This window comes from Arthrobacter sp. TmtSoilC51, from assembly GCF_055388015.1.
On record NZ_AP035877.1, the window covers coordinates 4,230,191 to 4,250,781 of the forward strand.

Consider the following 20,591-nt stretch of genomic DNA (forward strand, 5'->3'; position numbering starts at 1 on the left):
CGGGACGCAATTCGCTAGCTTCCCGGGCGGCACCCTGCCTTGTTGCTGCCCTACTTCTTGGCGGTGGCCTTCTTGGCTGGCGCCTTGCGGGTGGTGGTCCGCTTGACGGGACCCTTGGCCCGCTTCTCGGCAAGAAGTTCGACGGCGCGTTCCCGTGTTAGCTCCTCAAGGGAGGTTGAGCGCGGGACCGTGATGTTAGTGACGCCATCAGTGATGTACGGACCGAAACGGCCCTCCTTCACGACGATGTTTTTCTCCGAGACGGGGTCCGGGCCGAACTCGGCGAGCGGCGGCACGGCGGCACGGGCACCACGCTGCTTGGGCTGTGAATAGATCTCCAAGGCCTGTTCCAGGGTGATGGTGAAGATCTCTTCTTCGGATCCGATGGAGCGGGAGTCCGTGCCCTTCTTCAGGTAAGGTCCGAACCGGCCGTTCTGGACCGTGATGACGTTTCCTTCGGCATCCTCACCAAGGACCCGGGGCAAGCTCATGAGTTGCAGGGCCTCATCCAAAGTGACGCTGTCCACGGTCATGGACTTGAACAGCGAGCCTGTGCGTGGCTTGGCTTTCACCGGCTTCTTGGGCGGCTTGGGCTTGCCGTTCTTGTAGTACTCAACTGGCTGGTTTGCCAGCTGTTCCTCTGTCATCTCGGGGATGATCTCGGTGACGTAAGCGCCGTAGCGGCCGTTCTTGGCCACCACCGTGTGTCCTGTGTGGGGGTCCGTTCCGAGGACCCGTTCCTCGGGAGCAGCCGTTTCCATGAGTTCAATGGCCTTGGCGGCCGTCAGTTCATCAGGAGCCAGTTCCTCGGGGACATTGGCCCGTGCGGATTCCACCACCTCGCCGGTCTTCTCATCAATGGTGGGGATGCTGCTTTCCAGGTACGGACCGAACTTGCCCACACGCAGGGTGATGCCTTCCGCGATCGGCACGGAGTTGATCTCGCGTGCATCGATTTCGCCGAGGTTGTTCACGATGCTCAGCAGGCCTGGGTCTGCGTCTTCACCGTAGTAGAAGTGCTTAAGCCAAGCAGCGCCAACAGCCTGTCCATTGGCGATCTTGTCAAGGTCGCCTTCCATGTCTGCCGTGAACTCGTAGTCCACGTAGTCCGTGAAGTGCTGCTCCAGCAAGCGGATCACCGAGAAAGCGATCCAGCTGGGAACCAGCGCGGAACCTTGCTTCCGAACATAACCGCGATCCTGGATGGTGGAAATCGTGGAGGCGTATGTGGACGGACGGCCGATGCCCTTCTTTTCCAGCTCAGCTGTCAACGAGGCTTCAGTGTAGCGCGGGGGCGGCGACGTCTCATGGCCCACAGCCACGATGTCCGAGGCCTTCAGGGAGTCATCCTTGGCCACGTTGGGCAGACGGCGGGCTTCATCGGAGTCGTCGTCTCCGCGGCTCTCGTCCTTGCCCTCCTCATAAGCGGCGAGGAAGCCGGGGAAGGTGATGACGGTACCCGACGCCGAGAATTCGGCGTCGCGTCCGTCAGTTGCCACGGCACCCAGGCGGATGGTGGCCGTCGAGCCCTTGGCGTCGGCCATCTGCGATGCGACCGTGCGCTTCCAGATGAGCTCGTACAGGCGGAATTCGTCTCCGCTGAGCTGCTTGGCCACTTGGGCAGGAGTGCGGAACGAGTCACCTGCCGGACGGATGGCTTCGTGGGCCTCTTGCGCGTTTGCAGCTTTGTTGGCGTACACGCGGGGGCTTTGGGGCACGTACTCGGGGCCGTAGAGCTCCGCGGCCTGCCGGCGGGCTGCTGTCACAGCTTCATCGCTCAAGGCAGAGGAGTCCGTACGCATATAGGTGATATAGCCGTTTTCGTACAGGCGCTGGGCTACCTGCATGGTGCTCTTCGAGGAGAACCTGAGCTTTCGGCCAGCTTCCTGCTGCAGCGTGGAGGTGGTGAACGGTGCGGCAGGACGGCGGGTGTATGGCTTGGTGTCTACAGAGCGAACGCGGAAATCGGCGTCCTGCAGCCCAGCAGCCAAAGACGTGGCGAGTTCCTCGTTGAGGTGCACCACGTTGGAGGATGTCAGCTGACCATTGTCGTTAAAGTCACGACCGCTGGCCACCTTGGAACCGTCCACCGCGGCGAGCTTCGCTTTGAACGATCCCGAGTCGGCGCCGAACTGGCCGGTCAGGTCCCAATAGGACGCCGCCCGGAAAGCCATACGTTCGCGTTCGCGATCGACCACCATGCGGGTGACCACGGACTGCACACGGCCAGCGGAGAGTCCTCTGGCAACCTTCCGCCACAGAACCGGCGAGATTTCGTAACCGTAGAGCCGGTCCAGGATACGCCGGGTCTCCTGGGCATCAACCAGGGCGGTGTCGACGTCGCGCAGGTTGTCCATGGCACGGTGAATCGCTTCCTTGGTGATTTCGCCGAAGGTCATGCGATACACGGGAACCTTGGGTTTGAGCACCTCAAGGAGGTGCCATGCGATGGCCTCGCCCTCGCGGTCCCCATCGGTTGCGAGATAGAGCGCGTCAGCGTCTTTCAGCTGGGCCTTGAGCTCGGCGACCTTCTTCTTCTTGTCCGGCGATACGACGTAGTACGGCTTGAAGTCGTTCTCGATATCGACGGCGAACTTGCCCAGCGAGGTCTTCTTGAGTTCTGCAGGGAGGTCTGATGGCTGCGGGAGGTCCCGGATATGGCCGATGGAAGCCTCGACGATGAAGCCCTCGCCAAGGTACTTGGCGATGGTCTTGCTCTTGGCCGGAGACTCCACGATCACGAGTTTCTTGCCGGTTTTTGCCTTGCTGGGCACGGTGCTCCTACAGAAAAAATGTGTAATTGGGCTGGTGCCCATATTGGCCTAGTTCACCATAGATTGCAGAATCCTGCGTTTTGGCGTGGAAATCCGAGGGCCTGGCCAGGCCCCTAATGCCCAGGTGCCAGGCGGTCATCCGGGATCATCGACCAAAGAGTAGCAACTCGCTCGGCACCTTGCGGGATCTGGGTTGGGTCATCGAGTTCATACTCCCGCAGGACCTCCCGGATCCGCTCTGAAAGCTCCTTGCGCTGCTGGTTGGTCAAGTACAGCAGATTGCTCGCCAGCACCACCGACACCGGCTCTTCCGCCGCTTCGCCACGTTGCCGGCGCTCTCCCCGTGCCCTGGCGAAAGCGGAGGCCCTGCGCCGGAAGGCATCCAGCTCAAGATCGACCACCGCGATCTCCGGACTGGCCACGCTGCCGCCTGAAATCGTGAAGTCGGTTCCGGCGGCTTTCCAGCGGCGTTCCCTTGCGTCGCCGGCATTTTCCGCAGGGGCAACGATGCCCCATTTCTGGAGCGCACGGAGGTGGTAGCTCATGGCGCTCGGGGTTAGCCCCGTGCGGGCCGCGAGCTCAGTGGCCGTGTGGCTTACCTGCGTGGCGTAGAGCTCGGAAATGACCTCGAGACGGGCAGCGTGCGCCAACGCGCGGATAGCCTTGGGATCGGTAATCTCAACCGTCTTCTCAGCCCTCTTGCGCCGCGGGGCATCGCCTGACGCCTGGGGTGCCTCGTTGTTCGCAATCACTTCACCAGTGTAATCAGGGTCACTAACTGCGGGCTTGGTGCGGGGTGCGCGCGGGGGCCGTGCACTGTTCATGCGGACGCCTCCTTGGCATCGGGAAGGAGGAAGCCATCCAGGACGAGATTCCGCACTTCGGCAAGAAGCCCTTCGCGGAAGGCCACTGAGTCGAAGTCGTCTGCACCTCCCAGCAGTGCCTCCAAGGCTCCGATTATCTGCCGAACGGACAATTGGCCATCACAAGCAGAAACAAAGCCCGCCAGCTCGGTGCTGAGCAAGTTTGTTCGGCGAAGGCCAGCCCCCTGCCGCAGGAGGATCACGCCTGGATGCACAGCTCCAGGACGCTGGTGGCGCTCTTCTGTGACGTCATCGGCCACCACAAGGTGCGCATCAGGCAAGCTGCTGCCGGCAAGCCAATCAGCGCGCTCCACGGCCGCGTTTAAATGCGGTCCGATGGGCTGCTCAATGGGGTAGGTAATTTCCTCAAAGCGGCTGAGGCGTGTTCCGTTCGAAGTTTGTGGGCGACGCAGCCAGATCATGCCAAAGCCGATGCCCTCGACGTCCCTTGAGGCGAAGTCGTCGATGTATGCAGCGTACGACTCTTGATAGTGACTGCGGTCCCGGTTCTCCGAGGAGTCCTGCAACCAGGTCTCTGCGTACTGCTCCGGGCCCACCTGCTCGCGTTGAATGAACCAAACATCCATACCCGAACCATGAAGCCACGACGAGGGCCGGTCATGCCACTCTGTCCCTTTAACGATCTCCCAATTTCCCAACATCTGGGCTGTGCCGCCAGGTTCCAGGATGTCAGCCAGGTTCCGCACCAAGGAAGCGACGATCTCATCGCCCGGGAGACCGCCGTCCCGGTAGGTGAATTGATCAGCGGAGGATTCGCCAGTGCTGCGGGGGGTAATGACAAAGGGCGGGTTGGAGACAACGAGGCCGAAGCGTTCCCCGGCCACCGGTTCCAGCAGCGAGCCCAGGCGCAGGCTGACGCGCTCTTCCAGGTTGTCCGGATCCAGGTCCAGTTCCGGAGCATTGAGCATCAGATTGAAACGGGTGAAGGCCAGCGCCCTGTCAGAAATGTCTGTTGCCGTCACGTGTTCGCAGTGGTGCAGCAAGTGGAACGTCTGGATGCCGCACCCTGTCCCGAGATCCAGCGCACGCTGTGTGTGCTGCCTGATGGTGGTTTGGACAAGGGTTGTTGAAGCCCGCCCTATCCCCAGCACGTGATCGTGCCTCAAAACCCCGTCTTGTTGGTGGGCAGCGAGATCGCTGGCCACCCAGAGCTCAGCTCCCGCGCTGCCGTCTTCATTGGCCTCCCAGCCGTAAGGACGCAAGTCCACCTTGGCCCGGGCAACACCGGCTTCCAAGGTGATGAGTCCCAGCCGGGCGAGGCCTTGGGCGCCCACGGTGGGCAACGCAAAGTCAACATCGGACGGGGATTGCGGGACAGCAAGCAACCACAGCCGAACTATGACGGACAGCGCACGGGCGGATTCCCCGCCGTCCTTGGATAACCGTTCGCTGACCAGCAACGCTGGAATGATCTGGTCCCTGCTCAGTGCCGCGGAGGCGGATTCCCCCAAAAGTTCCGCCACGCCGTCGACCGTGTATGAGATGGCGCGAAGGTCAGAGGCGAGCGACACCAGGAGCTCCGGATGGTCGCTCCGCGGGGCGTTGTCTGTAGTGCCGGCGGTGAATGTTTGAGGGGTTTGAGTCACATTGCAAGTCTATGGGGGGCCACTTGGTGGCAGACATCCGCCGTTGGGACTATGTGGACAAAACCTTGGTGTGGGACCCGGTAGCGTTGAAGCATGCTCAACCTCTCCTCCACAGGGCGTCGCGCAGGCCTTGTTGTCATTGCTGCGGGGACGCTGCTGGCCGCCTCAGCTTGCCAGGGTCCTGTCAGCATCGAACATGCGGATGTACCGGCATGGAAAGACAAAGTCCTTCCCGCCGCCAGCACAGTGACATTGGAGGATTCCGGCAAGATCCTGAACCGGGACCCGCTGGTCAAGGAGTCACCCAGCGTTCCCGCCGGTAACTACACGCTCACCATGGCTTGTGACGGCGGAGGAAAGGTTTTCTTCGCCGTCTCTTCCGGTGGAAAGCAAATCGCCGACGCGGGAGCCGCATGCAACGGCAGCCTTGAAGTGGTGAAGATCAAAGTCCCCGCCACGGCTGGCCTCAGCATCTCCACAAGTAGCGTGGACGCCCCGTTGATTTTCGCCTATCAGCTGGTGCCGTCCGCAAATTAGACCTGTCCCGCACCCCTTTGGCGGGCCTCCAGGCCAGCGTAAAGTCAACGTATGGGCAGCAAGGTGGCTGGCTCGGTTATGTCCAGACGGCTGGCAAGTGCCGCCGTCGGACTGCTGCTCGTGCTGTGTGGCTCACTGACGGCGTGCGAGTACACCTACGACGAAGGCGGGCGGGCAGATTCCAGCCCCACGGAGGGCACCGGCAACAACGTGGTGCTTCCTCCCGACCCAGCCTTGGAGCAAACCGTCACAGGCCAGGCCCTCGAAGAGTGGGCCAAAGCCGCCTTGCCGGAATCGCAAGGGCAATCGTTCTATTCGAGCAGCGGCTTCCTGAAGTCCGGCGAATCCAGAACTGAACAAACCGTGCAGTTGCCCGGCGGAACGTACGCGGTGACACTGGCATGCCGCGGCACCAGGCGGGTTTCCTTCGCCGTCAGCGTGGGTGAGACCGATTTGGTTGACCTGACTTTGGGATGCGCGAATGCCCGGGTGAGCGTGGTGCAGTTGGAAAAGGACGCCATCCTGGCCATTACAGTGGGCGCCAGATCCGACGCGAACTTCGCCTATCGGGTCAGCCGGCTTTGATTGCGCTGCACCTCAGGCGGCTTCGCAGCCTCCGGGGCAACGAAGGGTTTCAGGACTCGAGGCACACTCTGCACAGTAAAGAGTCAGTGTGCGGCAGCTCAGGTTGGAGCAGTTCTCGAACTTGTTGGTGGGCGCGGCGCAGCGAACGCACTCGCCAATGGTCTTTGCATCTTCGCTGAACTCCACGTGCATGCGTTTGTCGAAAACGTAGAGCGAGCCCTCCCAGAGGCCCTTGTCCTTGAACGTTTCGCCGTAGCGGACTATCCCGCCGTCGAGCTGGTACACCTCTTTGAAACCCCGGGTGACCATCAGGCTTGAGAGCACCTCGCAACGGATGCCGCCCGTGCAGTAAGTAACCACCGGCTTGTCCTTGAGAGCGTCATACTTGCCGGATTCGAGTTCCTTGATGAAGTCGTGGGTCGTAGCGACATCCGGGACGATGGCATCCTTGAATTTGCCGATCTGCGCTTCAAAAGCGTTGCGGCCATCGAAGAACACCACCTCTTCGCCCTCCGCTTTCTTCGCGTCCACCAGTGAGTGAAGTTCCTCGGGCTGCAGATGTTGGCCTCCGCCCACCACACCGTTTTCGTCGACCTTCAGCTCGCCGGGAGCCCCGAAGGAAACTATTTCGTCGCGGACCTTAACGCTGAGGCGGGGGAAATCGGCAGCCCCGCCCTCGGACCACTTGAAATCGATGTCGTGGAAGCCCTTGTACTCGCGGGTGGTTTTCACGTACTGCTTCATGTTGTTCAGTTCGCCGCCAACCGTGGCGTTAATGCCGTCCTTCGAGATCAGGATCCGGCCCCTGAGGCCCAATTTCTCGCAGAGGGCACGCTGCCACAGACGCACGGCGTCGGGATCGGCGATCGGGGTAAAGCCATAAAAGAGAACAATTCGGTTCAAAGCCACTGTTAAAGGGTACTTGCTGTACTAAAATCGCCGCCCGCCCGCGACTAGTTCAACGCCCATGGGTGCGTTCCAGTCGTCGAAGTCACAATTTCATAAGCAAGGATTCTTCCGCTGACCGGGCTCTGTTGCTAGAACGAGCGCTGGCATAGTCTCTCTACATGAGTCCAGACGCCTTGGTTGAAGACATCGCGCACCTCTTGGAAGTCTGGGTAGCCGGTTGGACCGGCTGCCGGGGCTATGAGTCGCGACAAGAGGGACGCTTCCCTGCCGCGCTGCGCGCCGATAAAACCGGTGACTGGGAGTACTTCGCCCATGATCCGTCCGATGAAGAGTTCGCCGCCCTTGCTGCGAAGACCGCCGAAGCCGATACACGGATTCTGACGATACTTACCAATGACGTCCAGCGTTATAAGTACCTGGCCGAACAGCATGGGCTGAACGTCAACTCGGCCTCCCAGACCATGATGATCGTGGACATGGAGACCCAGGATGCAGAGGATCCTTGGCTCCCGGATGACGATCTGGAAGTTACCACTTCAGAATCCAACGGAGTCCACCACGCCGTGGTCCACTCGGGAGAGCAAGTTGCTGCCAGCGGCCGGGTGTTCGTGGTGGACGGCACGGCAGTCTTCGACAAGATCGTTACTGAGCCTGCATTTCAGCGGCGTGGTCTGGGAAGCTTCATCATGAAAGCCCTCGCCGCCCAGGCCTTCGAGCACGACGTCGAAAATGGCCTCCTCCTCGCTTCCTTGGACGGCCAGAAACTCTATTCCCACCTGGGATGGGACGTTGTGTGCCACGTTCTGATGATGTCAGTCAGCGCCGGTGAGGGTTCGGACCTTTCCGTAGCCTGACACCCGTTGTTGGGCGGTCGTTTACGACGGCGGCCAACACGTGCCGCCGTCGGCCTGCCCGGCACAGTGACAGAATGATTTGGTGGCTGCACCCAATTCGCTGATCTCACTGCTGGGCCGGACTCCGGACCCGGAGCAGTTGCGCCACGTCCACACCATTCCTGCACGCAAGGCCGTCAACGAACCGTGGCCCGATTGGGTTCACCCCGATATCGTCCAGGCTTACGGCACTTTGGGTATCCATGAACCGTACCGTCACCAGATCCAGGCGGCAGGACTTGCCCACTCAGGCCAGCACGTGGTGATCGCCACCGGCACTGCCTCCGGAAAATCGCTCGCCTATCAATTGCCGGCGCTGGACGCCATCCACCGCTCCGAGCTCCGTGTCTTGTCCGAGCCCGGGAAGATCCACGACGACGGCGCGGTGACACTGTATTTGTCCCCCACCAAGGCACTGGCCGCAGACCAATTGGCAGCAATTCGTTCCCTGAAGCTTCCTACAGTCCGCGCAGAAACGTACGACGGCGACACCGACGTCGCGTCGCGCCGTTGGATCCGCGATCACGCCAATTTCATCCTTGCCAACCCGGACATGCTGCACTTTGGGATCCTGCCAAACCACACGTGGTGGGCACGCTTCTTCCGAAGGCTGCGCTATGTGATCGTGGACGAGGCGCACAGTTACCGCGGCGTGTTTGGCTCGCACGTAGCCAACCTCATGAGGCGTCTTCGACGGATCTGCGCCTACTACGGCGCCGGAACCTCCTTTCCTGAACCCGTATTTATCGCCGCTTCTGCCACTGCCTCCGAGCCGGGCGTCTCCTTCGGACGGCTCATCGGTGCCCCGGTCAGGGAAGTTTCGGAAGACTGTTCTCCGCATGGCTCTACGACCGTGGCGTTCTGGGAGCCCGCCTTGACAGACGTCAAGGGTGAAAACGGGGCCAAGCAACGGCGGACCGCGGTGGCCGAGACTGCTGACATCCTGGCAAACCTTGTTTCCTCCCGTGTACGGACCATTGCCTTTATCAAGTCCCGGCGTGGCGCTGAGTCGATTTCGTCCATCACCAAACGGCTGCTGGACGAGGTGGATCCCAGCCTGCCCAGCCGTGTGGCCGCCTACCGTTCCGGCTACCTTCCCGAAGAGCGGCGTGCCCTGGAACAGGCCTTGCGGTCCGGACAGCTGTTGGGGGTTTCCAGTACCTCTGCCTTGGAACTCGGCATCGATATCTCCGGGCTTGACGCGGTTTTGGTTGCCGGCTGGCCCGGGACCAGGGCCTCGCTCTTTCAGCAGATTGGACGAGCTGGAAGAGCAGGCCAGGACGCCATCGCGGCGTTTGTGGCAAGCGATGACCCCTTGGACACATACCTTGTGAACCATCCGGAAGCCATCTTCGATGTGTCCGTCGAAGCCACTGTGTTTGATCCGGGAAACCCTTACGTTCTGGGGCCACACCTGTGCGCCGCAGCAGCCGAGTTGCCAGTGGGTCCCGCTGAACTCGAACTCTTCGGGCCCACGGCCGAAAGCCTCCTTGACCGGCTGGTTCTTCAGGGCTATCTCCGCAAACGGCCTGCGGGCTGGTTCTGGACCCACCCGGAGAGCGCAGCCGGGATGGTGAACCTGCGCGCCGATGGAGGGGGCCCTGTGAGCATCGTCGACGCCGAGACAGGTTCCCTTCTGGGGACGATGGACTCGCCGCAGACCCACTACCAGGCCCACACCGGGGCGATCTATGTCCACCAGGGCGATAGCTACCTGGTGGAGGAACTCAACGAGGCCGACCACTGCGTCATGGTGAGGCGCGTGAATCCGGACTTTTACACCACGGCGAGGGATGTAACCCAGATCGAGGTCCTGGAGACCTCGCGCTCGGTCCAGTGGGGCGACATCACTGCGCATTTCGGGGACGTAAAGGTCACAACCCAAGTGGTTTCCTTTCAGCGCAAGGCATTGATTTCCAACGAGATCCTGGGCGAGGAACCGCTCGATCTCGGGGCCAGGGATCTGTTCACCAAGGCCGTCTGGTTCGTGGTGAACAACCGGTCACTGCACGGTGCAGGGCTGGTGGAAGCGCAGTTTCCCGGTGCCCTGCATGCCGCGGAACACGCGGCAATCGGCCTCCTTCCGTTGGTGGCGTCCAGTGACCGTTGGGACATTGGAGGTGTCTCCACTGCCCTGCATGCCGACACCGGGGTACCGACTATCTTCGTCTACGACGGGCACCCCGGCGGCGCCGGATTTGCCGAGCGCGGCTTTGAAAAGGCCAAGGTCTGGCTTACGGCGACCCGGGAGGCCATCAAGTCCTGCGAATGCGAAGCCGGCTGCCCGTCCTGTGTGCAGTCGCCCAAATGCGGCAACAAGAACAACCCACTGGACAAGGCAGCCGCCATCACACTCCTTGATGTCCTCTTGAAAGACGCCATCTAGGTTTGGGCTATCCCTGCCAACTCCGCGGCCCACGCATGCTTGGCTAAGGCGGCGGACCAGCACGTGCCCTGCCGGTAGCCACGCCGAGTAGGAACGGCCGCTCCAACTCGGTGGCGACTTCCGCGACCTCACCCCCGACGACCTCGCAGGCAGTCAACGTGGCACCGTGCTGTTCCACCACGCTGGCCGCCACAGCACAGGGTTCACCCGAAGATATTCCGCGCGCTGCATCCGCTGCTGCGAGTGCTGCAAGGTCTGCTGCAGAGGCAACCCGCGACGCAAGGACCCCCGCCTGGGCCAGGAGGAGCACCCCGGCAAGCAAGGCCATAACTGCGAACGACAGTACCAGCGCCAGCACCGTGCCGGATCCTTTCTCAGGTTGTGGCTCTTGAGGAGGACCCTCCATGGTGGATATCCGCAAGCTGCGGCCCGTCACGACGGAACCCATCGGCTCCCCACAGCTCCCACAGCTCCCACAGCGGCATCCTCCGTCGGAACACCGCGCGCCGCTGCTCCCGGCGTTCCACGTACTACTGAGGCCTCGGGCGTTTCACCGCGAGCCGATGCCGAAGCCGTCAGTGTCCAGGGGATCAATGACCCCAGCGAGCCTCCTACGGCTGCGGAGGCTGTCACCGTCACCCAACGCCCGTCGCTTGTGACACCTGTGGTGGCACCTTCACCGGCCAAGCGCCTGACGATTCCCTGAACTTGGACGGTGGTCTCGCCCCGCGCCATGCCTCGAGCACCGGCCCTGGCCGCTTCCTCCAACCTGAGCTGGGTTATCCCTGCTGCACCGGCCGCCAACAAGAAGGCCAGCAACAAAATCACCGCTGGCAGGGCAACGGCGAACTCAGCTGTTACGGCACCTCCTTCCCTCTCCCCTGTGGCCGCTTCTGTCGTGACCGGCACCAACAAGGTCATGGCAAGGACAACGCCGTGCGAACAAGGTTGAGCAGGAACCCCCGGACTTCCTCGCTGCGGAGGATAACCACCAGCAAACCAGCAAGGCCCACCGCCGCGAGCGTCGCTATGGCGTACTCCGCTGTTGCCATTCCGCCTTCGGAGCCTATGAGACGCGTCTGTCTGAGATTGGTCTGCCGCCGTACACCGTTGCGGACGCGCCTGCGCACGTTTTTGGTCCGGGTTATCCCACGCCACAGGTTGTCCAACTGCACGCACATACCGGTCTCGTGTTGTGCGCCCCCAGGCTTGCCACTCCCGTGCCCCGGGGATACCACTCCGGGAGGAGTTGCTGCGAGCGCAAGCGAACCGTTCTGTCCGGTATTGCGGCGGCCGGGAAGCGTGTTGGATCGAGTTTCCATAGTGTGTTCCTTTCGCGGGAAGCCCGGCAGATCCGCCGGATGAAAACGACTCTTCCGTGAGTGGGACCAACTCTGAAGGGACGGGTTCCGCCAAGTGGATAAACCCTTGCTTTGACGGTTTGTGGAGGAAAAGAGGGCTGGCTATCCTGCAGGCGCTGGCTATCCTGCAGACGCTGGCCCTGGCGGCTCATCCAGCCGGCAGCATGGCGATGAGTACGGGCACGATTCCAAGGCAAATAAAGGCTGGCAAGGAACACAGTCCAAGGGGAACCACAAGCTTTACTCCCAAGGCGGCGGCCCGCTTCTCCGCGGCACGGAATTGCTCGCGGCGTTCTCTGGCCGCTTGTGCATAGAGAATGGAAGCAGAGGGCGCACCGGTCAAGGCGGCGAAAGCAAGCGCATCCTTCAAACGCGCTACTTCCGGCTCATGCTGCGTAGGGGTTCGCCACGCGGTGTCCCAATCAGCCCCCATGGCGAGCGCGGCGACGACGGGTCGGAGATCCTGACTGATTTTCGGTGTGGAGCTATAGGAAATCAATTCCAGCGCCCGCCCTATCCCGGCACCTGCATCCAGCATGGAAGCTACGAGCTCGAGCATCATAGCCGTGTCCCTAAGCCCGTCCCCAGCGGTGAGGGTATCCGGTTGCTCATGGGGATCACCCCTGGAGTCGCGGTCCCCAGTCAGTCTCGCCTGCAGTTGGCCGCGAAGCGTCGCTGGCCTGGTGAATCCGGCAAGGGCTGCCAGAGCCAGTACACCTACCAGCGCAAGCAACTGAAATCCCATCATCATGTGGCCCCTACAGCGGAGGCGACGAGCCGGGAGGACCATACCCGCCCTGCCACGGTCAGCAAGAGGCCCATGATTAAGGTGGCCACTCCGAGGAAGTTACCCAGCAGGATTCCCAAAGGGTCAACGCCCAAAGCCATCCCGAGGGCCAGGCCAAGGACCGGGAGCCAGGACAACAGCCTGACAGTCGCTTTGGGTCCAGCGAGGGCGGTTTGACGTGCTGCTTCTGAATCCTCCTCGGCTTCGAGTTGTGCTGCGAAGCGCGTGAGGAGATCTGCAAGTGGACAGCCGCTGGTTTCGGCTACATCCAGGCATGCAGCAAGTTCCATCCAGATTCGGCGTTCTGTGCTGCCTCGGCCTGGATAGACCTTTGCGGACGTCGTGCGAATAGCTTCAGCGGGGGAATTTCCCATGGCTGAGCCTGCCCGCGCCGCGGCCAGCACCTTGATAGCTTCTGCAGAAACTACTGGAGCCGCGTGGTGGGGTGGGACCCTTGACGTAGCATCCAGGCCGGGCCAGGAGCTATGGACGAGCCACAACTCTTCCCAGAGCCGTGACTGTCCGCGTCCTCCCCGCAGGAGGGCAGCGAGCTGTTGTACCAACACCACAAGGGGTAGGGTTTCCACCCGTTTCGACCACCAAAGCCCGGCCCACGGCCCTTTGCTGGCTCCTTGGGCACCATGGCCTCTCCGGACCCCGGTGCCGCCCATGGTTGAAGGCTTGGCGAGCCTTGCCCGCTTTCTCCGGGCGTCGGCCAGCGGCAGCTTGAGCTCGATCCATGCCGCCACCGCCAGCGCGAGAACAAGGGAGGGGATCATTCGTAGCCGATCATTGTGGGTGCATCAAAGCCAACGGGCAAACACCATGCAGTCGTATCCTCCTCCCGGGGTGAACTGGCAGGGAGCCTCGCATTCAGGTCCGGCCAGGCTGGTCCACGCACCAGACCTTCGGGCCCCCATCTCAATGCCGTAACAACCCTTTGGCCATCCAAGGACTCCGTCAGTACCCCGATTGAGCCGACTTTTCGCCCCAAAGGCGTGCGTTCCACGTGAATCACAACGTCCAGTGCACTTGAGACCTGCAACTTCACGGCCTCAGCGTTCAATCCTGCGAGCGCGCCGAGGGCTGTCAGCCGCGCCGGCACAGCTTCAGCGGTGTTGGCGTGGATTGTTCCTCCACCGCCTGTGTGTCCCGTATTGAGCGCCGTGAGCAGTTCGCGGACCTCGGCGCCCCTGCACTCCCCCACAATCAGCCGGTCCGGTCGCATACGCAAGGCCTGACGGACCAGTTCGCCAAGGTCCAGGGCCCCACCTCCCTCAAGGTTTCCGTGGCGGGATTCAAGCGCTACCACATGCGGATGGACCGGGTTGAGCTCAGCGGCGTCCTCAATCAATACCAAGCGCTCGGATGGGTGACTCAATCCGAGCATGGTGGACAGGAGCGTTGTTTTCCCGGATCCAGTGGCGCCGCTGATCAGGAAGCTCAGCCGTCGCTCCACGATGGCATGGAGAAGGGCCTCGATGTGCTCGTTGAACATGCCACCTTCGCGCAGCTCAGCCATAGTGAAGGTTTCTTCGCGTCGAATTCGAATGGACAGCAGAGTCCCTGAGGTCGAGATCGGCGCCAGCACTGCATGTACGCGATAGCCACCTTTGAGCCTGACATCCACGCATGGAGAACCATCGTCCAAGCGGCGGCCACCCGCCGAGACCAGTCTGGCGGCAAGCGCCCTGATCTGTCCTTCAGAATCGAACTGCACGGAAGACCGTTCCAGGCCTTGCCCGCGGTCCATCCATACAGAGTCTGGACCGTTGACGAAGATGTCTGTGACAGAGGGGTCATGGGCAAGCTGCTGGAGCGGCCCGAGGCCATTCAATTCCGCATTGATGGACTCCGCGGCCGCCAATGCTCCGGCAGTACCCAGCAGCTTGCCACTTGCCTGGACGGCGGCAGCAACGGCAGATGGTGTGACCGGCCCATTCCCGGCAAGGACAGACTCCCGCACGGTTTCGAGAAGCATGGAGTCCAACCGGCGGCTTTGGCTGCGGCGCCCTCCTCTCAGCGGCGTGCCCGTCCGCGGCCATCCCTGAGCGCCCTTCTCCGGACTGCTCATTCAAAAGCGCCGTTCAATTCGAGGACGCCCTGGGCAAAACGGTTCACGGACTTGCGACGGCCCATTTCAAGCAGCCGCCCGAGTTCCGTCCCTGCTGCCACTCCGCGAATCTCCGGCACGATCCCCAATAGTGGCAGCGCAAGTGACTCGGCAATGAGTTGTGCGTCAACGGCCGAGGGGCCGCTGGCCCGGAGCACCAATCCCGCCTCTACGGGTGGCAGTTCGTTGAGGATGCGTGCCGCGGCGACGGCTGGCTTGAGGTGCGCTCGGGTCACCAACAGGATCTTCTCGCAGTCCCAGGCAAATGCCCGCAGGCCCTCCCCGCTTCGTCCGATGTCCACCACGATGAGTTCGAAGCTGCGTCGCGCGGAATCCATGACAGCGGCCACAGAACCAGCATCCGGTGCAGTGAACGCTTCCCGTGTACCCGGCCACGAAAGGAATGCGAAGCCTCCCGCCACGGGCAGGGAATCGCGGAATTGGACGGGATCAATACTTCCCCGTGTTTCGGCGAAATCCGGCCAGCGCAAGCCAGCCGGCTCTTGGACAGTGATTGCCAATTCCAGGCCCCCGCCCCACGGGTCGCCGTCTACCAGCATGGTGCTGATGCCATGGCCCGCCGCTGCCTGGGCAAGCCAAATGGCTGCCGTCGAAGCCCCGGCCCCGCCGCAGCCTCCCACGATCCCCATAACGATTCCGCCAGGTTCCGGCGATCCGGACACACTCAGGTACTCGGCCAACCAGTTCGCCGCCTCTGGAAGGACAGCTACGCGCTCTGCGCCCAACGCAGCGGCCAGTCGCCAAAGGTCATCGCCTTCAATGGACCTGCCCAATAAGACCGTGGGCGCCTGTCTTCGTGGCGGCAGCTCGCGAATGTCGCTGCCTACCAGGACGACGTCGGCGCCATCCCAAACGTGCAGTGCCTCTCCGACGTCGGTGGCCACCTGGAGGCTGCCACCTGCTGCCGCGACGATCCGTCGCGCCTCCTCCTGAAGGTAGGCGTCGCCGGTGACGAGGAGGATGCCGGCAGCTTCACGCGGCGTCCATGAGTCCTCCGTGGCCTGCCGCATAGGTTGGTTGCTGGACCGTCTGTGCCGAAGATGTCGCTTGGTCATGAAGCCACTTTCCCGGCGTAGATGGCCATGACATAAGCTCCCAATCAACCCATGTGGACAATCCAGCCCAAGCAGGGGGTGTGGAGGAACAGTTGATGCACTCGCACAGGGCAGAATGGACACCATGTATTTGCTGCTCGCCGCCCATCCGGACGGCGCAGCCATACAAAGAGTCTCTCCCACAGGGAAGGCCACGACGGATGCGCGCGTGGTCACCAGGGATGAGCTGCCCGGCGTCGTCCGTGAACTGGAAAGCCAGCGGCCCCGCTGGGTGTGGCATCGTGCGCAGGACTGCTACCCGGAGCTCCTGATGCACGGCCTGAAGCTGGAGCGTTGCCACGATCTCGCTCTCTGCGGAGCTATCCTGGCGCACTCCTCTTTCACGGCACACACAGACTACGCAAGGAACGCTGAAAAGCTCACGCAGGACGATGACACGACGCCGCCCCGCGCGCTGCAGCCCCCGCCCCCACCCTCCGATCAAGGGGCGCTCTTCGACGACTTCAGGCCGACATCCACAAGTCCAGGGCTCGCCGAACTGCGGGATGAGTTTGCAGCGCAACAGCACGCGATTGCCCAGGTCACCGCAGACGACCAACGGAAGCAACGCCTGCAATTGCTGCTTGCGGCCGAGTCCGCCTGTGCCATCGTTGCGGTGGAAATGCAACACGCCGGTGTCCCGTGGCGGGAGGAGGTGCACGAGCAGATTCTTGCCGACGTACTCGGGCCCCGTCCGCCACTTGGCCATAGGCCCCGGGCACTTGAGGTGCTGTGCAACGAACTGCGGAATATCCTCAATTCACCGGGCCTGAACCCGGACTCCCCCCAGGACCTGATGCGGGCGCTGCATCGGAACGGAATCGAGGTCAAAAGCACACGGCAATGGGAGCTTCAAGAGTCCAAACACCCCGCGATCCAGCCCCTGCTCGCATATAAGAAGCTGTCCCGGCTGCACACCGCAAATGGTTGGGCCTGGCTGGATGCCTGGGTCCACGATGGCCGGTTCCACCCCGAATATGTGGTGGGGGGCGTAGTGTCCGGCAGGTGGGCTTCCCGTGGTGGCGGTGCGCTGCAGATTCCCAGGAATATCCGTGCCGCAGTCCATGCGGACCCTGGCCACAAGCTCATCGTCGCCGATGCCTCGCAACTGGAACCGCGCGTCCTTGTAGCGCTTGCCCAGGACGCAAAAATGGCCGAGGCCGCCCGCGACAAGGACCTTTACGCCGGTATCGCGGCCCAAGGCTTCGGTGGGGATCGGTCCAAGGCGAAGGTTGCGCTGCTCGGCGCCATTTACGGCGCAACCACCGGTGAATCGGGCAGGCTCATGCCGCAGCTGGCACGTACTTATCCGCGTGCCGTGGGCTTTGTGGAGCAGGCAGCCAGGGAAGGCGAAGCCGGGCGGACCGTCACCACCCGTTTGGGACGAAGCAGCCCACCACCGTCCACCGGCTGGTTGCGAAGCCAGCAGTCCACCACTGCCGAGGAACAGCGGCGAGCCGACAACCTGGCGCGCTCCCGTGGCCGGTTCACGCGGAACTTCGTAGTTCAGGGCTCCGCCGCGGAATGGGCCTCGTGCTGGTTGGCGGAATTACGACGACGGCTGCGGGCCTTGCGCGCCGAAGGCTCACCCTCAGGGGAACTCGTCTTCTTCCTCCACGACGAAGTGATGGTCCATGCCCCGAACGAAGCCGTGGATGCCTGCATCCAAGCGATCGAGGAGTCCGCAAACGCAGCGAAAGAGCTCATGTTCGGCCGGATTCCGGTCGAATTCCCGGTGAGTGTCGCCGTCGTCGATTCTTACGACAAAGCGAAGTAGGCACCTGCTTGTCCACCCCGGCTGTCAGGGGGAAACTGGCCACGTGGGCTCCGAGGTGCGTGATTCCCTGGAATCGTACATAGCCTTCCAACTTGCAGAGCTGGAGGGCTGCTTGCCGCTGGTTGCCGCCGCTGACCAGGAAGCCGTCCACGGCGCCCGGCTGGCACTTCGGCGGCTCCGTTCTGTCCTTTCATGCTACAAATCCGTTCTACCCGACCTCAAGGAGGCCACCGGTCGGGATATCCGATGGCTGGCGCGATCCCTCGGCGAAGCCCGTGATGCATACGTTCTGTCCCAGCGTTTGATGTTGTGGCTGGCTGCCTCAGAGCACTGGCTGTCGCCGGACGCCATCCAAGAAGCCGTTGACCAGCTCCTGGCCAGCAGTAATGGGATGGCAACGCGTGTAGGGACGGGAAGGCGATGGCAGGGCATCGTCCGTGCGACCCGTCAGACCTTCCTTCCCAATACCGAGCCCTCGGCGGTAGCCGAAAATGAGAACCGTCCCAGTCTTCTCGAAGTGGTCAACCTCCTCCAGCCGCTCTGGGAGACGGTACAGAAAAGCTTGGAGGCTGCGCAGGGAAGTTTGAAGGCTGCGCAGGGAAGCTTGGACACGGCGGGCGCGCATGCCGTTCAAGCGGAGGACAACGAACTGCTCCATGGCGCGCGAAAGGACATCAAGGTATTGCGGTACTCTGTGGAGGCGGTGGCCAATGTCCTGGGGGCAGGTGCCACGGCCATCATCCAACCGTCCATGGTCCTGCAGCGCCTTCTCGGTGAACAGCACGACAGCGTGACTGGCCAGGAATGGATAAGGAACCTTGCAGAAATGCCCGGTGTCGAGCTTTTGGATATTGAGGCCCTTCAAAGCATGGAACAGCGTCGGCTCGCAGAGGCCGAAGTGGGTCTCCGGGCAGCCTTACTTAGCTCCCCCATCCCTGAGCCCCGCCAAGTGCTGCTGGGTTGATCATCCGGCGCGATTGGTCATGAACCCGCAAGCGCCGCAGATTAGCTGCCACCCTCCGCTCAAGCCAGTCATATCTCGCAGTGTGATGGTGGATGACCCTTGCATGACAGGTACCACCGAGTAACTTTATTTCCCGCTGGCTTCTGGATACGTTCTCTACGTGGGCCCTGCACACCGGCCCCGCACTGTTGCAAGGAAGCACCAAGGGGGACAGCAAAAAAAATGGCTGGCAGGTTCGAAATTCTCAAAGACAGCGACGGCTCGTACCGGTTCCGCCTTACCGCGGCGGACGGAACGGTTGTAGCGGAGTCACCAACGTTCAAACATCTCAAGGGCGTGGTGGATGGCATCAATGCAGTGCGTGAAAACGCCGCAACGGGGCTGATCGTGGACCGCTCGACGGCGAACCGCAGGGCCGCCTGAGGGGCACCTGCGGCGGAGCTGCTAAAGCTGGATCTCGTGTAGCTTGTCCTGGTCCCAGGGGACCGTCCAGCCGAGTTCATCGAACAACCCGCTGAGGACCATCCCGGTGAAGCCCCAGACCACGAGTCCGTTGACGGTGAAGCCTGGACTTGAGAACGTGCGGCCGAATCGGGAAATAGTGGCGGTTACCCTGTTGACGGGGTCCAGGAGATCCCTGACCGGTACCCGGAACACCTGGGCTGACTCTGCGTAATCGACTACGCGAACTGGCGATGGCGAGTCCCACCATGCAAGTACGGGTGTCACCCGAAAATTGCTGCGGATGAGTCCAAGCTCGGGGATGACGCCCAGCACCTTTACACCGCTGACATCCAGCCCGGTCTCTTCCACTGCCTCACGCAAGGCGGCAGACACCACGGAGTCGTCCTCCGGATCCACGCTGCCGCCGGGAAAAGCTACTTGGCCGGGGTGGTCGTCCAGGGTGTGAGCCCGTTCAAGCAGGAGAACATCGAGGTCAGCCGGGGCAAAAGGGCGTCCGGATTCGGCGGGGACGTTGTCCAGCACACCAAAGAGCATGAGCACGGCTGCGGCGCGGTTGGTTTCGGGCGTGACGGGCAACTGCGCCCAGTGTGAAGAATGCTGCTGCTCGCCGGCCTCAAAACGGGCTACTAATTTGGCGAGGTCCTCGAACGCGGTCACCCGGGCCTCCTCTGCGATTCCATCCGGATCTCCGCAGCCCTGTGCGTCTCGGCGAGCAACTTCTCCAACAGTGCCTCATTGCCCGGCGCGAGCTCGTATTTCAACAACTTTGCGGCCTTAACAGGGTCTGTCTCGCCCTCGCCATAGCTGGGACACAAACTCGCGACAGGACACGCGCCACATGCGGGTTTCTTAGCATGGCATATCCTGCGGCCATGAAAGACCACGCGGTGCGAAAGCATGGTCCAGTCCCGTGGTTCGAAGAGCTCTGCGACGTCGAACTCGATCTTGACGGGATCGTCGGATACCGTCCACCCAAAACGGCGAGCCAGCCTGCCGAAGTGGGTGTCCACGGTAATTCCGGGGACACCAAAAGCGTTCCCGAGGACCACGTTGGCTGTTTTACGGCCGACACCGGGCAGTGTCACAAGGTCCTCGAGGCGGCCTGGAACCTCGCCGTCGTACTCGTCAACCAATCGTGTGCTGAGAGCCAGGATGTTCCTGGCCTTTGCCCTGAAGAATCCCGTGGGTTGCAGGATTGATTCCAACTCCGCAGGGTCCGCTTCCGCCAAGGCACGGGCGTCAGGGTAGCGGGCAAACAGGATCTTGGTGACCTGGTTGACCAATACATCCGTGGTCTGGGCTGAGAGCACCGTGGCCACCACAAGCTCAAACGGGTTCCGGAAATCCAGCTCGGCGTGAGCATAAGGGTATTTGTCAGCCAGGACCCTGTTGATCCTGCGTGCCCGGCGTTTTACGGCGAGCGGGGAACCAGCTTCAGCGATGGTCACAGCGTCG

The 20,591-nt window shown here is 62.2% G+C and carries 20 protein-coding genes; 7 read left to right on the top strand and 13 right to left on the bottom strand.

From position 1 onward, the window contains the following. Positions 1-50: 50 nt before the first annotated feature. From topA to ACZ5G6_RS19300, 3 genes are all read right to left on the bottom strand, one after another. Entirely contained in the window at positions 51-2,774 is a 2,724-nt protein-coding gene (gene topA, locus ACZ5G6_RS19290) for a type I DNA topoisomerase (protein ID WP_223934429.1), read from the bottom strand. A gap of 113 nt (positions 2,775-2,887) precedes the next feature. Continuing rightward, positions 2,888-3,598, bottom strand: coding sequence for an ArsR/SmtB family transcription factor (locus tag ACZ5G6_RS19295; RefSeq protein ID WP_223934430.1), 711 nt, complete (start codon positions 3,596-3,598; stop codon positions 2,888-2,890). Beyond that, positions 3,595-5,244 carry a DUF7059 domain-containing protein gene (locus ACZ5G6_RS19300; RefSeq protein ID WP_223934431.1) on the bottom strand — a complete coding sequence of 550 codons (1,650 nt, stop codon included), beginning with the start codon at positions 5,242-5,244 and terminating at the stop codon, positions 3,595-3,597. Before ACZ5G6_RS19300 ends, ACZ5G6_RS19295 begins: the two co-directional genes overlap by 4 nt. A gap of 93 nt (positions 5,245-5,337) precedes the next feature. Here ACZ5G6_RS19300 and ACZ5G6_RS19305 point away from each other — a divergent pair, with 93 nt between their 5' ends. Together ACZ5G6_RS19305 and ACZ5G6_RS19310 are read left to right on the top strand one after the other, a co-directional pair. Beyond that, complete coding sequence (locus ACZ5G6_RS19305) at positions 5,338-5,781, top strand: DUF6023 family protein (RefSeq protein ID WP_498687372.1); 444 nt, start codon at positions 5,338-5,340, stop codon at positions 5,779-5,781. A gap of 51 nt (positions 5,782-5,832) precedes the next feature. Next, positions 5,833-6,366: a DUF6023 family protein gene (locus ACZ5G6_RS19310; RefSeq protein ID WP_498687373.1), complete on the top strand. Its 534-nt coding sequence runs from the start codon at positions 5,833-5,835 to the stop codon at positions 6,364-6,366. 12 nt (positions 6,367-6,378) lie between these two features. Here the strand turns inward: ACZ5G6_RS19310 and trhO are convergent, their stop codons facing one another. Then, positions 6,379-7,275, bottom strand: a complete 897-nt coding sequence (gene trhO, locus ACZ5G6_RS19315) for an oxygen-dependent tRNA uridine(34) hydroxylase TrhO (protein WP_498687375.1) — start codon at positions 7,273-7,275, stop codon at positions 6,379-6,381. A 158-nt stretch (positions 7,276-7,433) separates the two neighbouring features. Between trhO and ACZ5G6_RS19320 the strand changes: the two genes are divergently transcribed. Continuing rightward, a complete protein-coding gene (locus tag ACZ5G6_RS19320; protein ID WP_223934435.1) occupies positions 7,434-8,129 on the top strand; it encodes a GNAT family N-acetyltransferase in 696 nt (231 codons plus the stop codon). A gap of 82 nt (positions 8,130-8,211) precedes the next feature. Beyond that, positions 8,212-10,554 (top strand): DEAD/DEAH box helicase, encoded by a 2,343-nt coding sequence (locus ACZ5G6_RS19325; protein ID WP_498687377.1) that lies wholly within the window; start codon positions 8,212-8,214, stop codon positions 10,552-10,554. 43 nt (positions 10,555-10,597) lie between these two features. Here the strand turns inward: ACZ5G6_RS19325 and ACZ5G6_RS19330 are convergent, their stop codons facing one another. From ACZ5G6_RS19330 to ssd, 7 genes are all read right to left on the bottom strand, one after another. Then, positions 10,598-10,912, bottom strand: coding sequence for an Rv3654c family TadE-like protein (locus ACZ5G6_RS19330; protein WP_498687381.1), 315 nt, complete (start codon positions 10,910-10,912; stop codon positions 10,598-10,600). A gap of 74 nt (positions 10,913-10,986) precedes the next feature. Continuing rightward, on the bottom strand, positions 10,987-11,463 hold the full coding sequence (locus tag ACZ5G6_RS19335) for a TadE family type IV pilus minor pilin (protein WP_498687384.1): 477 nt from the start codon (positions 11,461-11,463) through the stop codon (positions 10,987-10,989). A gap of 8 nt (positions 11,464-11,471) precedes the next feature. Next, a complete protein-coding gene (locus ACZ5G6_RS19340) occupies positions 11,472-11,876 on the bottom strand; it encodes a DUF4244 domain-containing protein (RefSeq protein ID WP_498687386.1) in 405 nt (134 codons plus the stop codon). A gap of 187 nt (positions 11,877-12,063) precedes the next feature. Next, the gene (locus ACZ5G6_RS19345) at positions 12,064-12,663 is read right to left on the bottom strand and encodes a type II secretion system F family protein (RefSeq protein ID WP_223937648.1); all 600 of its coding nucleotides are present in this window, start codon (positions 12,661-12,663) and stop codon (positions 12,064-12,066) included. After that, the gene (locus ACZ5G6_RS19350) at positions 12,663-13,481 is read right to left on the bottom strand and encodes a type II secretion system F family protein (RefSeq protein ID WP_498687388.1); all 819 of its coding nucleotides are present in this window, start codon (positions 13,479-13,481) and stop codon (positions 12,663-12,665) included. Before ACZ5G6_RS19350 ends, ACZ5G6_RS19345 begins: the two co-directional genes overlap by 1 nt. Further along, a complete protein-coding gene (locus ACZ5G6_RS19355; protein ID WP_498687392.1) occupies positions 13,478-14,683 on the bottom strand; it encodes a TadA family conjugal transfer-associated ATPase in 1,206 nt (401 codons plus the stop codon). Before ACZ5G6_RS19355 ends, ACZ5G6_RS19350 begins: the two co-directional genes overlap by 4 nt. Before the next feature lie 89 nt (positions 14,684-14,772). Continuing rightward, entirely contained in the window at positions 14,773-15,891 is a 1,119-nt protein-coding gene (ssd, locus tag ACZ5G6_RS19360; RefSeq protein ID WP_498687394.1) for a septum site-determining protein Ssd, read from the bottom strand. A gap of 124 nt (positions 15,892-16,015) precedes the next feature. Between ssd and ACZ5G6_RS19365 the strand changes: the two genes are divergently transcribed. The 3 genes from ACZ5G6_RS19365 to ACZ5G6_RS19375 all read left to right on the top strand — a co-directional run bounded on the left by ACZ5G6_RS19365 (position 16,016) and on the right by ACZ5G6_RS19375 (position 19,094). After that, on the top strand, positions 16,016-17,707 hold the full coding sequence (locus ACZ5G6_RS19365) for a bifunctional 3'-5' exonuclease/DNA polymerase (RefSeq protein WP_498691961.1): 1,692 nt from the start codon (positions 16,016-16,018) through the stop codon (positions 17,705-17,707). Positions 17,708-17,750: 43 nt separating this feature from the next. Further along, on the top strand, positions 17,751-18,671 hold the full coding sequence (locus ACZ5G6_RS19370) for a CHAD domain-containing protein (RefSeq protein ID WP_498687396.1): 921 nt from the start codon (positions 17,751-17,753) through the stop codon (positions 18,669-18,671). A 222-nt stretch (positions 18,672-18,893) separates the two neighbouring features. Beyond that, on the top strand, positions 18,894-19,094 hold the full coding sequence (locus ACZ5G6_RS19375) for a YegP family protein (protein WP_223934443.1): 201 nt from the start codon (positions 18,894-18,896) through the stop codon (positions 19,092-19,094). A gap of 21 nt (positions 19,095-19,115) precedes the next feature. Here the strand turns inward: ACZ5G6_RS19375 and ACZ5G6_RS19380 are convergent, their stop codons facing one another. Together ACZ5G6_RS19380 and nth are read right to left on the bottom strand one after the other, a co-directional pair. Continuing rightward, complete coding sequence (locus ACZ5G6_RS19380) at positions 19,116-19,793, bottom strand: NUDIX hydrolase (RefSeq protein ID WP_498687398.1); 678 nt, start codon at positions 19,791-19,793, stop codon at positions 19,116-19,118. Next, positions 19,790-20,584, bottom strand: a complete 795-nt coding sequence (gene nth / locus ACZ5G6_RS19385; protein WP_223934445.1) for an endonuclease III — start codon at positions 20,582-20,584, stop codon at positions 19,790-19,792. The genes ACZ5G6_RS19380 and nth overlap by 4 nt, the downstream gene beginning before the upstream one ends. Positions 20,585-20,591 lie beyond the last annotated feature (7 nt).

Bases quoted from the DNA above. Each gene is read 5' to 3' on its own strand.
- ACZ5G6_RS19340 (WP_498687386.1), bottom strand. From the start codon at position 11,876: ATGGAAACTCGATCCAACACGCTTCCCGGCCGCCGCAATACCGGACAG.
- ACZ5G6_RS19310 (WP_498687373.1), top strand. From the start codon at position 5,833: ATGGGCAGCAAGGTGGCTGGCTCGGTTATGTCCAGACGGCTGGCAAGT.
- ACZ5G6_RS19305 (WP_498687372.1), top strand. From the start codon at position 5,338: ATGCTCAACCTCTCCTCCACAGGGCGTCGCGCAGGCCTTGTTGTCATT.
- ACZ5G6_RS19355 (WP_498687392.1), bottom strand. From the start codon at position 14,683: ATGCTTCTCGAAACCGTGCGGGAGTCTGTCCTTGCCGGGAATGGGCCG.
- ACZ5G6_RS19345 (WP_223937648.1), bottom strand. From the start codon at position 12,663: ATGATGGGATTTCAGTTGCTTGCGCTGGTAGGTGTACTGGCTCTGGCA.
- ACZ5G6_RS19375 (WP_223934443.1), top strand. From the start codon at position 18,894: ATGGCTGGCAGGTTCGAAATTCTCAAAGACAGCGACGGCTCGTACCGG.
- ssd (WP_498687394.1), bottom strand. From the start codon at position 15,891: ATGACCAAGCGACATCTTCGGCACAGACGGTCCAGCAACCAACCTATG.
- ACZ5G6_RS19350 (WP_498687388.1), bottom strand. From the start codon at position 13,481: ATGATCCCCTCCCTTGTTCTCGCGCTGGCGGTGGCGGCATGGATCGAG.
- ACZ5G6_RS19365 (WP_498691961.1), top strand. From the start codon at position 16,016: ATGTATTTGCTGCTCGCCGCCCATCCGGACGGCGCAGCCATACAAAGA.
- ACZ5G6_RS19320 (WP_223934435.1), top strand. From the start codon at position 7,434: ATGAGTCCAGACGCCTTGGTTGAAGACATCGCGCACCTCTTGGAAGTC.
- ACZ5G6_RS19295 (WP_223934430.1), bottom strand. From the start codon at position 3,598: ATGAACAGTGCACGGCCCCCGCGCGCACCCCGCACCAAGCCCGCAGTT.